Genomic DNA, 12,228 nt, shown 5'->3' with positions numbered 1-12,228 from the left:
CTTGATCTCCGCCGTGGTGCCGGACTGCACGCCGACGCGGCGGCCGCACAGTTCGTGGACAGCCAGCTTCTGCGGGTTGCCCTTGGGCACCGCGACACCGGTGCCGTTCTGGAAGTAGTTGACCATGTCGAGCACCTTGAGGCGTTCCTCGGTGGCGCCCATGGTGGTCGCGGTGAAGTCGAACCTGTTGCCCTGCAGGCCGGGGATGATGGTGTCGAACTTGACGTTGTCGATCTGCAGCTTCACCCCGAGCTTGGCCGCGATGAGTCGCGCCATGTCCGGGTTGAAGCCGATCGGCGTCTTGTTGTCCGTCGCCATGAACGTGGTCGGTGGACTGGACAGGTCCATCGCCACCGAGATCCGGCCCTTGGCCTTCACCGCCTCGGGCAACAGCTTCACCGCCGCCGGATCCGGCTGCACGCCCGCCGAGATGTCGTCGGTGTGCTCGACCAGCTGGTCCGAGCCGGCGGCGGGCTGGGTGGCGTCGACCGACCCGCACGCGACCAGCGCGAGTGTCAGGGACGTCGCGCCAAGCACAGCGCACAAGGCTTTTTTGACTCGCATTTTCGGCCGCTCCTTCAGCAAGAGAGAAGAATTGTGCGCATGGGTGCGCCGTGTGCCACGGCGGTGGGTGGCGAGCTCTCCGCGGCTGGGCGCGGAAAATCGTCCGGAAAACCGTCGGTAACCGAGGTGATCGAATTGGTGGTCGATCGGCTATCTGGTTGTCAGAACGTTTTGGGATGAACGGTCTCGGTGTTCATGGTCACCCTTCCAGTCGGGTGGATGGGGTGACCTGACGCTAGGCGGCCTGCTACAGACTGTCAACGCCTCAGACAGGAAAAGTTTCAGGTTGGAACTGGAACAAAGAGTGGTATGCTGTGGTCAGCAGCCGGTCACAGGTCTACTGGAGGCGGAAGCGCCGCCCGCGCCGACCGGCCCGTCACGCCACGCAGACGATATTGGTCACGGGTTGTGAAGCTGTCGTGCACTTTTTGTGTGCGGTGACGCCTGTGCAACTTTCCTCGTTGAGCGGCCGGTCAAGAAAGAGAGAAACGCGAATGATCGACTTCGAGCCGAAATTCATCACGTTCGACATGCACGGGACGTTGATCCGCTGGCAGCTCGCGGCCATGACGCGCCAACGGCTCGCGGACGTCGTGCCGGCTGATCAGATGGACGACTTCATGAAAAGCTTCCAGTGGCAGCGTCTTGACGAAGTGCTGGGCCCGTGGAAGCCCTTTCACGCCGTGATGCACGATTCGCTGCGAAAGACCCTGGCGCGCTTCGGCCTGCCGTACCGGGAGGCTGACGGCCAGGCGATCGTGGACGCGCTGCCGACGTGGGGCCCGTACCCCGAGGTGCCCGAGGCGCTGCGCGCTCTGGCGTCCCGCTATCCCCTCGTCATCCTGAGCAACGCGGACGACAGCCAGGTGATGAGCAACGTGGAGAAGCTGGGCGCGCCGTTCCACGCCGTCTTCACCGCTGAGCAGGCCCAGGCCTACAAGCCCCGGTACCAGGCGTTCGAGTACATGTTCAACCAGCTCGGGTGCGGGCCCAAGGACGTCCTGCACGTCTCCGCCAGCCCGCGCTACGACCTGATGGTCTGCAACGACCTGGGTGTCACGCACAAGGTCCACGTCAACCGCGGGTTCGAGCCGAGCACCCCCGGCTACGACTACCACGAGGTCACCGCCCTGTCTCAGGTGCCGCCACTGCTCGGTATCTGAGTCGCGACTGATCGGGGAGGCCCCGGCGACGGGGCCTCCCGGAGCGGGACGATCATGCCGTGCCCCCGTTCGACAACCCGCATGTCACCGCAGGGCTCGTACAGCACCGATGCCCAACCCGAAAAGCCGCGCCCCGCAGAGGGGCGCGGCTTTTCGTTGTCAGGCTTCTTCTCCCGGGTCGAGCAGCTCGGCAAGGTGCAGGGCGCGGACACCCAGGCCGCCGGCCAGGTGGTCGATCTGGGTCGCGCAGCTGAAGCCGTCGGCGACGACGACGGCATCGGGTTCCTCGTCGAGACGCGGCCGCAGCGACAGGTCCGCCACGGCCATCGACGTGTCGTAGTGCTCGGCCTCGAAGCCGAAGTTGCCGGCGAGCCCGCAGCAGCCCTCCGCTTCGGTCACCTTCCGCACGCCGAGCCTGCGCAGCAGGTCCCGCGGGCGCCGGGCGCCGAACGTCGCGTACTCGTGGCAGTGCGTCTGCAGCATCACCGAGTCCGGCACGTCCGCACGCCAGTCCGAAGTGGACAGATCGGTGAGTGCGCCGGTGAGGGTGTGCACGCGGGCGGCGACCCGGCGGGCGGCGTCGGTGCCCAGCAGTTCGGGCACGTCCCGTTTCAACGCCGCCGCGCAACTGGGTTCGGCCACGACGATCGGCAGGTCGCGATGGCGTCCGCGATCCAACCGTGCCACCGTCCTCGCCATCACCCTGCGTGCGACCGACAACTGGCCGGTGCTGACCCACGTCAGACCGCAGCACAACCCGCCGGCCGGTTCGCACGGGAGGCCCGCGGCGTCGAGCACGCGGGAGGTGGCGGCGGCGACCTGGGGGCGGAAGGCCCTGGTGAAGCTGTCGACGAACAGCAGGACCGCGGGCTTGCCGGCCTTGTGGCGCAGGACTTTGCGCAACGCACGGCGCGACGCGAAGGAGGGGATCGTCCGGCGCGTGGTGATGCCGCCCAGCTTGGCGGCGAGCTTGCCGAGCGGTCCGCCCAGCACGGCGTTGAGGGGTCGCGCGACGTATCCGGCGAGCACCGAGGTGAGCGGCAGCCAGCCGAGCGAGTAGTGGGACCGCGGCCGGAGCCGGCCGCGGTAGTGCTGATGCAGGAACTCCGCTTTGTAGGTGGCCATGTCCACGCCGACGGGGCAGTCGGTGGAGCACGCCTTGCAGGACAGGCACAGGTCCAATGCGTCGCGAACCTCCGTCGACCGCCATCCGTCGCGGACGGTCTCACCGCGCAGCATCTCCTGCAGCAGCCGGGCGCGGCCGCGGGTGGAGTGGTTCTCCTCGCCGGTGGCGCGGTAGCTGGGGCACATGACGCCGCCGGTGTGGCTGCGGCAGCGGCCGACGCCGACGCACCGCCGGGCGGCGCCCGCGAAGCCGTCGTCGTCGTGCGGGAACGTGAACAGAGTGGGCCGGCCGTCCGGTTGCGGCACGTCCAGCGCGAGATCGGCGTCCAGCGCGGCGGGTGCCACGATCACGCCGGGGTTCAGCACGCCGTCCGGGTCGAAGATCTGTTTGAAACCGGCGAACGCGGTGAGGACCCGCGGGCTGTACATGATCTCCAGGAGCTCGCCGCGGGCCCGTCCGTCGCCGTGCTCGCCGGACAACGTGCCGCCGTGCCGCACGACGAGCTCCGCCGCCTCGCGCAGGAACCGGCGGGCAGCCGCCCGGCCGGTGTCCGTGGCGAAGTCGAAGTCGATGCGGACGTGCACGCACCCGGCGCCGAAGTGTCCGTAGAGGACACCGGTGAGCCGGTGTCCGGAGAGCAGTGCCCGGAAGTCCCGCAGGTAGCCGGGGAGCCGCTCGGGCGCGACCGCCGCGTCCTCCCAGCCCGGCCACGACTCGCCGCCGTCGACCAGCCGGGCGGCCAGCCCGGCGCCGTCCTCGCGGACCCGCCAGAGCGACCTCCGCTGCGCCTCCGTGTCGATCACCCGCCCGTCGCGCATCCGGCCGAGGGCCTTGAGCGTGTCGAGCAGCTCGCCCGCGCGCACCTGGACGTCCGTCTCGTTCTCGCCGTCGAGCTCCACGTAGAGCCACGCTCGTCCACTGGGCAGACCGGTGACCGACTCGGGGCCGCGGCGCGCTCGCATCGTGGCGACGATTGCCTCGTCCATGCCCTCCACGGCGGTGGGGGACCAGGGGAGGATCTCCGGTACGTCCTCGGCGGCGTCCACGACGTCGTCGTAGCCCAGCACGAGCAGCGCCGATGCCGGCGCGATGGTGACCAGGCGGACGGTCGCCGCGACGACCACGGCGCACGTGCCCTCGGTGCCGACAAGGGCGCGGGCGAGGTCGAAACCGTTCTCCGGCAGGAGGTGGTGCAGCTGGTAGCCGGAGACCTGGCGGGGGATGCGGCCCAGTTCGGTGCGGATCGGCGCGAGGTTGTCCGTGATCAGTCGACGCACCTGCGTGGCGAGCTCGGCGACCCGCGCTTCGTCGGCGGGGTCCGCGGCGCGCAACCCGGTGCGGTCGGCGACGGCGTGCACACCGTCGGCGGTGACGATCTCCAGCGACTCGACGTGACTGCTGGTGCGCCCGTGCCGCACTGACCGGTTGCCGCAGGCGTCGTTGCCGATCATGCCGCCGATGGTGCAGCGGCTGTGCGAGGACGGGTCGGGGCCGAAGGTGAGGCCGTGCGGTGCGACCGCGTCGCGCAGATCGTCGAGAACGATCCCGGCCTGCACGCGCGCGGTGCGGGAGTTCACGTCGACGTCGAGCACCTGGTTCAGGTGCCGGGAGAAGTCGAGCACCACACCGGGACCGACGGCGTTGCCCGCCATGCTCGTGCCGCCGCCCCGTGCGGTCACCGGGACATCGAGCTCGCGGCAGGCCCGCAGCACCGCGCGAACGTCCTCAGTGGACCTGGGGAAGGCCACGGCGAGCGGTGGCACGCGGTAGTTGGAGGCGTCGTAGGAGTAGGCCGCGGTGCCGCCGGCACCGGTCTCCAGGCGCATCCCCGGCGCGATCTCGTTCAGCAGCCGCTCCAGAGGCGTCATCGTCCCGACATCCCGGTCAGCGCTGTCACCTGAGGTAGTCCTTGAACTTGTAGTACGCGCCCGCGAAGGGGAGGAACCAGGGCGGTCCGAAGTGGCCGGGGATCCGCCGGAAAGCCAAGTCGCGCCACGGGTTTGCGGTCGTCGTGCCGTTCAGGTACTCGGCCATCTGCTTGCCCATGTGCGTGGCCATCTGCACGCCGTGGCCGGAGTAGCCGGCCGAGTAGTACAGCCCGTCGTGCTCGCCCGCGTGCACCATCCGGTCCATGCTCATGTCGACCAGGCCACCCCAGCAGTAGTCGACGTGCGTGCCGGCCAGTTGCGGGAAGACCTCGACCATCACCTTCTCGAGGATCCGGCCGCTCTTCACGTCCGACTGCGGGCTGGACATGGCGAACCGGGCCCGCCCGCCGAACAGCAACCGGTGGTCCGGGGTGATTCGGAAGTAGTGCAGCAGGTTCTTGGACGTCGAGGCCATCCGGCGGCGGGGGAGCAGCTCGTCGCAGACGTCCTCGCCCAGCGGCTCGGTCACGATGATGAAGCTGCCGACCGGCGCGATCCTGACCTGGAGCCAGCGGAACGGCCTGCCGGTGTAGCCGCTGGTCGCCACGAGGACCTGGTCGGCCACGACGGTGCCGCGGGGCGTGACCAGCTCGTGCCGGGTGCCGCCCAGCCGACGGATCTGCTGGACCGGGGCCTTCTCGTGGATCCGGGCGCCTGCCCGCACGGCCGCCTCGGCGAGGCCCCTGGTGAACTTGCCGACGTGCAGGCCCGCGCTGTGCTTGTCGACCATCGCGCCGTGGTAGATCTTCGAGCCGATCTCGGAACGGAGCTCGCTCGGCGGTACCAGGCGGGTCTCGTAGCCCAGGCTCCTCATCAGCTCGTCGGTCTTGCGCAGGCCGTCGAAGTGAGCGGGCTTGGCAGCCAGGACCATCTTGCCCGTGCGGGCGAAATGGCAGTCGATGCCCTCGTCGGCGACGATCTTCTCGATGGTGTCGATGGCCTCGCCGTACACCGCGATGTACTTGGCCGCCGTCTCGAGTCCGTACCGGGCGACGGCGTCGCGGAAACCGATGCCCAGACCCCCGGTGGCCATGCCGCCGTTGCGGCCTGACGCGCCCCACCCGACCGTTTCCTGCTCGAAGACCTGCACGTTGGCGCCCTTGCGAGCCAGGTGGAGCGCTGCGGACAGGCCGGTCAGCCCGGCGCCCACGATCGCCACGTCGACCCGGCCGCCGATCTCGGTGCCCGACCTGTCCGGTCCCTGCGGGGAGGTGTCGAGCCAGTAGGGGACGAACTTCATCGCTGTTCTCCTGCCATTGCGACCGGCCGGCGTCGACGTGCTCCCAAGGCGACATCCGCCCTGCTCGTCGGAGTTCTTTGCGGTGGCAGACCCTATCACCATTTGTTCCAGTTCCAAACTGAAACCTTTGGTATGGTGGTGGTGTGACGATCAACCCGACTACGCGCGACTACAACAAAGCATCGGTCCTCGACGTCGTTCTCGCCCAGGCGCCCTTGACGCGGAACACGCTCATCGAGCTGACGGGTCTGAGCAAGGCCACGGTGTCGAGGGCGGTGGAGGAGTTGCGGGCCGACGGTTTCGTCGTGGACCGCGGGGTCGACGCGATCGCCGGTCGTGGGCGGCCGTCCACCTACCTGGACATCCCCGGCACCACCGGGCACGTCGTCGGCGTGAGCTTCGGTGCGCAGACCACCGGTGTGCTCGCGACCGACCTCAGGGGACGCGAGATCCAGCACGTGATCGTGCCCACCGCGAACCACGACGACGTCGGCAAGGCCGCCGCCTGGCTGGCCGGCCTGATCGCCGGCGCCAGCCAGCCCGCGGAAGGGCCGCTGCGCCAGGTCGTCGTGGCCGTGCCCGGCCGGGTCCGCGACGGTGGCGAGATCTTCGGCCCGGCGGAGTCGATGACCTACCTCGCCGGCTCCCGCCTGCAACGCGCGCTGGCGGACCTGGTCGGCGCGCCGGTGCTGCTCGACAGCGACGCGAACGCGTCCTTGCTGGGCATCCTCGCCGACGACGTCACGATCAGGAACGCCGCGCTCTTCAGTGTCAGCAGCATGCTCAACTTCGCCTGCTGCACCGATCACGAGCTCGCCCGCGGGAGCACTCCCTCGTTCGGTGACGTCGGCGTGCTCTTCTCCGGAGTGCGCGACAAACCTCTCGAAGGGCTGCTGAGCACGGGAGGCCTGCTCGCGTTCGCGCGTGAGCAGGGGCTGGGGCTGGAGCGCATCGACGACCTCTGGGTCGAGACGCATCACGACGAGGTGCGCGCGGCGGTGGTGGAGGCGTTCACCACGGCGCTGGTGACGGCGGTGACCACGGTCGTCGTGACCCTGGACCCGGAGTCGATCTTCTTCGTGGGCAGGCTGCGCACGTTGGTCGAGGAAGCCCTGCCCGAGGTGCGCAAACGCCTTGAGGAGCGTCTTCCTGCCGTTCCGCGACTCACGGTCGCCACGCAGGTGCTCGGGCTGTCGACCGCGCGTGGCGCGGTGTACTCGTGCCTGACGCTGGCTCAGGCTCGGTTGCGCGAGGCCCTGCTCGACGCACGTCGTCAAGCGCCACGTGCGGAGCAGCAGCCCGCGCCCGCGTTCTGAGCCGGCTGTGACCTCGTCCCTCTCCGGGGGACGACCCACGCCTAAAAAGTTTCAGTTTGGAACTGGAACGAAAAATGGTACGGTGAGATCACCAGCGGAGGAGACTCCGGCGGAACCAGACGGAAAGTGACGGCCGATGACTTCGACACTGAGCCGGGCGATCGCCAACTACCCGAACCGCTTCGACCCGGCCGTGCTGGACACGCTTCCCGACCGTCTCCAGGACACGATCCGGCGCCGGACCGAGGTGCTGGGACCCGGCTACACCCTCATCTACCGCACGCCGGTCGAGTTCGTCTCCGGCCACGGCGCTCACCTGATCGATCGCGACGGCAACGACTACCTCGACGCCTACAACAACGTCCCGTGCGTCGGGCACGCGCACCCGCACGTGGTGGAGGCCGTCACCCGGCAGATGTCGGCGGTCAACATCAACACGCGCTACGTCCAGGACTCGCTCGTGGACTACGCGGAACGACTGCTCGCGACCTTTCCCGCGGAGTTGTCGAAGCTGAGCGTGGCGTGCAGCGGCTCGGAGGCCAACGACCTCGCGATGCGCGTGGCCAGGTTCCACACCGGCGCTGAGGGCATCATCGTGACCCGCTGGGCCTACCACGGCATCACGCGTGAGGTCGCGAGCTTCTCGCCGACCCTGGGCGCGGGATCGCCGCTCGGGCCGAACGTCAGGCTGATCGACCCGCCCGACCCGCGCCTCGTCGCGCCGGGGTCGACGCTGGCCGACCACATGCGTGCGCAGGTGCGTGGCGCGATCGACGACCTGGAGCGTCACGGTTACCGGCTCGCTGCCTTGGTCACGGACGGCGCATACAGCAGCGACGGGATCTTCACCGACCCGGTCGGCTACCTGAAGGCGATGGTCGAGGAGGTGCACGCGGCCGGCGGCGTCTACATCGCCGACGAGGTGCAGTCCGGGTTCGCCAGGCTCGGGGAGTCCATGTGGGGCTTCGCGCGCCACGGCGCGGTGCCGGACATCGTGACCATGGGCAAGCCGATGGGCAACGGGCTGCCGGTCTCCGGTGTGGTGTTCCGCCCCGAGGTCTCCGACGAGTTCGGGCGCAACGTCCGCTACTTCAACACCTTCGGCGGCAGCTCGATCCCGGTGGCGGCGGCGGCCGCGGTGCTGGACGTCTTCGAGCAGGAGAACGTGCAGCAGCGCGTCCTCGAAAACGGCACGGCTCTGCGCGCCGGGCTCGAGGAGATCACGCGGGAGTCGCCGTACGTCGCCGAAGTCCGCGGGAGCGGCCTCTACGTCGGCGTCGAGCTCGTGAAGGACCGCGAGACTCGCGAACCCGACCGCGCGCTCGCCGAGGACATCATCAACGATCTGCGTGACCGGCGGGTGCTCATCAGCGGTTCCGCGCCCGGCGCGAACGTGCTGAAGATCCGCCCTCCGCTGGCCTTCACCTCCGCCGACGTGACCCGGTTCCTGGAGACCTTCGCCCAGGTCGCGCAGGACCGGCTGTAGCGGCTGACCGAAGGGACGCACCGTGACCATCTCACCGCTGGCGGGCCCCGGCAGGCGCCTCATGGTCGAAAGCGGACTGGCGGCGGCGCACGAGCCCGTCGACGTGGCGTTGGTGGAGAGGCTCCTCGAGCAGCACTACCGGCTGCGCGGGCGGCTCGAGCGGCTCGCGACGGAAAAGGACGACACGTTCCGGCTCACGACCGGCTCCGGTGACCACCTCGTGAAGGTGTCGCCGCCGGGCGAGGACGAGAGCGTCGTCGACCTGCAGACCGCCGCGATGCGGTTTCTGGAGGACACCGCTCCCGCGTTGCCGGTCCAGCGCGTGCGGCTGACCGTCGACGGGAACGACAACGTGGTCGTCGGCCGGGACGACCGCGGAATGCGAATCCTGCGGGTGTTCGGCTTCGTCAGCGGCCCGGTCTGGGCCGGGGCGAACCGGGACGCGCGGCAGCTCGCCGGGGCGGGCGAGATGCTGGGCCGCGTCGACGTGGCACTCGCAGGATTCGCACACCCCGCCGACGGGCGGGGGCTGGCGTGGGACATCAAGCAGTTCCACCACCTGACCGGGCTGGTCACGCACACGCCGGACGCCGCCCACCGCCGGCTGGCAGGGGACGTCTCCCGGCTGTTCGGCGAGGTCGTCGTACCGCGCCTGGACGGCCTGGAAACACAGGTGATCCACGGGGACTACAGCCCGTACAACGTGGTCGTCGACCCGCACGGCGAGCCGTTCGTGACCGGCGTCATCGACTTCGGTGACACGGTGCGCAGCGCCCTGATCTTCGACCCCGCCGTGCCCATGGCCAACCTGCTCGGCCGCGGCCAGGAGAACCCCTGGCAGGACGCCTGCGCCTTCCTGCGGGGCTACGAGCGCGTCCGGCCGGTCAGGGACTCGGAACTCGCACTTCTGCCCGTTGCCGCGCTGGCCCGACTCACGCTGCGCGCGCTGATCACGAACTGGCGCGCGCAGCGTGTCCCACAACGGCGCGACTACCTCCTGGCCCACGCCAAAGACGACTGGAGCAACGTCGAGCAGGCGCTCGCCGTGCCCCTCGACGAGGTCGTCTCCCAACTCCGCTGACGCCGAACTCCGAGGAACCGACATGAGCCCGACTGTGATCAAGGACGTCCCCAAGCAGCTGTTCATCGCCGGTGCCTGGCAGGACGCGGAGTCCGGCCGCACCATGGCCGTCGACGACCCGGCCACCGGCGAAGAGCTGTGCCTGGTCGCCGACGCCTCTCCCGCCGACGGCAGGCGCGCCGTCGAAGCGGCGGTCGCGGCCCAGCCGAGCTGGGCCGCGACCCCGCCCCGCGTCCGCAGCGAGATCCTTCGCCGTGCCTACGACATCATCGTGTCCCGCACCGAGGAACTCGCCCTGCTGATGACCCTCGAGATGGGCAAACCTCTCGACCAGGCACGCGGTGAGGTCGCCTACGCCGCCGAGTTCTTCCGCTGGTTCTCCGAGGAGGCCGTCCGCGTCGACGGAGGCATGACGACCGCCCCGGACGGCAAGAATCGCCTGATGGTGCTGCGTCAGCCCGTCGGTCCCTGCCTGCTGATCACGCCGTGGAACTTCCCACTGGCCATGGGCACCCGCAAGATCGGTCCCGCGGTCGCCGCCGGCTGCACCATGGTTCTCAAGCCGGCTCCGCAGACGCCGCTGTCGACCCTCGCCCTCGCCGCGATCCTCACCGAGGCCGGGCTGCCCGACGGCGTGCTCAACGTGGTCGTCACCTCGGACGCGGCAGGCGTCGTCGAGCCTCTGCTGCGCGGCGGGCAGATCCGCAAGCTCTCCTTCACCGGTTCCACCCAGGTCGGCAAGATCCTGCTGGCCCAGTGCGCCGACACGGTGGTGCGCGCATCCATGGAACTGGGCGGCAACGCTCCCGTCATCGTCTTCGAGGACGCCGACCTGGACGTCGCGCTCGAAGGCACGATGCAAGCGAAGATGCGCAACATGGGCGAGGCGTGCACCGCCGCCAACCGGATCTTCGTGCACAGCTCGCTCGCGGAGGAGTTCTCCGCGCGCCTGGCTGACCGCATGGAAGCCCTCACCGTCGGCGCGGGCACCGAACCGGGCATCGACGTCGGCCCCCTCATCGACGACACGGGCCGCGGCAAGGTCCACCAGCTCGTGCTCGACGCCGTGCAACACGGCGCCAAGCTGGTCACCGGTGGCGAACTGCCGGACGGCCCCGGCTGCTTCTACCCGCCGACCGTGCTGACCGGAGTCACCGCCGAGGCCGCCATCACGCGGACGGAGGTCTTCGGCCCGGTGGCGGCGTTGCGCACCTTCGACGACGAGGACGAGGTCGTCGCCGCCGCCAACGCCACCGACTGGGGTCTCGTCAGCTACGTGTTCACCCGCGATCTCGACCGCGCGCTGCGCGTGAGCGAGCGGCTGGAGAGCGGCATGGTCGGCCTCAACACCGGTCTCGTCTCCAACCCCGCCGCGCCGTTCGGCGGTGTGAAGCAGTCCGGCCTCGGCCGGGAAGGCGGACGGGCCGGCATGGACGGCTTCCTGGAGTACAAGTACATCGCCATCCCCACGGGGAACTGACGCAGCGGCGCACCCGGCATGAGTTCCAGGAGCTCACTTCCCACGGCCGGCCGGCCGGACACATGGGCGTCTTCCCGTTCACCCCGCTGCCGCGCCGCTATAGTCGACAAAAGACAAAGGGAGGCTGGGGGAGTGGACACCAAGTTCAAGTGGCAGGAAGACCGCACGACGACGCCGGAAGGCGTCTACCGCGTGCTGCGAGCTGCCATTCTCGACGGAAGCGTGCCTCCTGGCGGGCAGCTGCGTGAGGCGCACATCGCCGCGGACCTGGGGATCAGCCGGTCCCCGCTGCGCGAGGCGCTGACCAAGCTGGAGGAAGAGGGGCTCATCGTCAAGATCCCCTACCGCGGGGCGTTCGTCGCGGAGGTGAGCGCCCAGGACGTCGCCGAGATCGACGCGATCCGCCTGCTCGTCGAGCCGTACGCGGCCGAGCTCGCGATCGACGTGCTGCGTGGTCCCAAGCGGGCGGCGTTGCTGCAGACTGTCGATGACCTCCGCGCAGCCTTGGACAAGAACGACATTCCGGGCAGCGTCGACGCGCACCTCGGCTTCCACCGGCTGTTCTACGACCTCTCCGGTAGCGGTGCCCTGCAGAACCTGTGGAACGGCTGGGAGACCAAGCTGCGGCTCTACCTCAGCGTCGATCACCAGACCTACACCGACCCGCGCGAGCTGGCCGTCGAGCACGAGAGGCTGGCCGCGGTCGCGCTGGACGGTGACATCGACGAGTTCCGCGAGGAGCTGGCCGCCCACTTCCAGACGGGGCTCAGCGGCAATGCGGAGGTTCATCCCCGGCAGGCGTGAGGCCGGAAACCTCGACGGCCCGCTCAGCGGCCAAGCCGCT

The 12,228-nt window shown here is 69.6% G+C and carries 9 protein-coding genes; 6 read left to right on the top strand and 3 right to left on the bottom strand.

Annotation, left to right across the window (positions count from 1 at the left end):
- Positions 1-564, bottom strand: a 564-nt coding sequence (locus tag DI276_RS21245; protein ID WP_157984858.1) for a transporter substrate-binding domain-containing protein, incomplete at its 3' end; no start/stop codon positions are given.
- A 494-nt stretch (positions 565-1,058) separates the two neighbouring features.
- On the opposite strand from DI276_RS21245, the gene DI276_RS21240 reads away from it, so the two are divergent.
- Positions 1,059-1,727 (top strand): haloacid dehalogenase type II, encoded by a 669-nt coding sequence (locus DI276_RS21240; protein ID WP_112265998.1) that lies wholly within the window; start codon positions 1,059-1,061, stop codon positions 1,725-1,727.
- Positions 1,728-1,886: 159 nt separating this feature from the next.
- Here the strand turns inward: DI276_RS21240 and DI276_RS21235 are convergent, their stop codons facing one another.
- Both DI276_RS21235 and DI276_RS21230 read right to left on the bottom strand, forming a co-directional pair.
- A complete protein-coding gene (locus DI276_RS21235; RefSeq protein WP_112265996.1) occupies positions 1,887-4,721 on the bottom strand; it encodes an FAD-binding and (Fe-S)-binding domain-containing protein in 2,835 nt (944 codons plus the stop codon).
- Between the two features lie 25 nt (positions 4,722-4,746).
- Entirely contained in the window at positions 4,747-6,021 is a 1,275-nt protein-coding gene (locus DI276_RS21230) for an NAD(P)/FAD-dependent oxidoreductase (protein WP_112265994.1), read from the bottom strand.
- A gap of 143 nt (positions 6,022-6,164) precedes the next feature.
- Between DI276_RS21230 and DI276_RS21225 the strand changes: the two genes are divergently transcribed.
- From DI276_RS21225 to DI276_RS21205, 5 genes are all read left to right on the top strand, one after another.
- Positions 6,165-7,337, top strand: coding sequence for an ROK family transcriptional regulator (locus tag DI276_RS21225; protein ID WP_112265992.1), 1,173 nt, complete (start codon positions 6,165-6,167; stop codon positions 7,335-7,337).
- Between the two features lie 136 nt (positions 7,338-7,473).
- A complete protein-coding gene (locus tag DI276_RS21220) occupies positions 7,474-8,823 on the top strand; it encodes an aspartate aminotransferase family protein (RefSeq protein ID WP_112265990.1) in 1,350 nt (449 codons plus the stop codon).
- Between the two features lie 22 nt (positions 8,824-8,845).
- Positions 8,846-9,904: a phosphotransferase gene (locus DI276_RS21215; protein WP_232836803.1), complete on the top strand. Its 1,059-nt coding sequence runs from the start codon at positions 8,846-8,848 to the stop codon at positions 9,902-9,904.
- 22 nt (positions 9,905-9,926) lie between these two features.
- Positions 9,927-11,384: an NAD-dependent succinate-semialdehyde dehydrogenase gene (locus DI276_RS21210; protein WP_112265988.1), complete on the top strand. Its 1,458-nt coding sequence runs from the start codon at positions 9,927-9,929 to the stop codon at positions 11,382-11,384.
- 132 nt (positions 11,385-11,516) lie between these two features.
- Positions 11,517-12,188 carry a GntR family transcriptional regulator gene (locus DI276_RS21205; protein ID WP_112265986.1) on the top strand — a complete coding sequence of 224 codons (672 nt, stop codon included), beginning with the start codon at positions 11,517-11,519 and terminating at the stop codon, positions 12,186-12,188.
- Positions 12,189-12,228: the final 40 nt, after the last annotated feature.

Source organism: Lentzea terrae (assembly GCF_003265345.1).
GTDB lineage: Bacteria > Actinomycetota > Actinomycetes > Mycobacteriales > Pseudonocardiaceae > Lentzea > Lentzea terrae.
The sequence above is the reverse complement of the archived record's forward strand: the minus strand, read 5'-3'. Positions and strand labels throughout refer to the sequence as shown.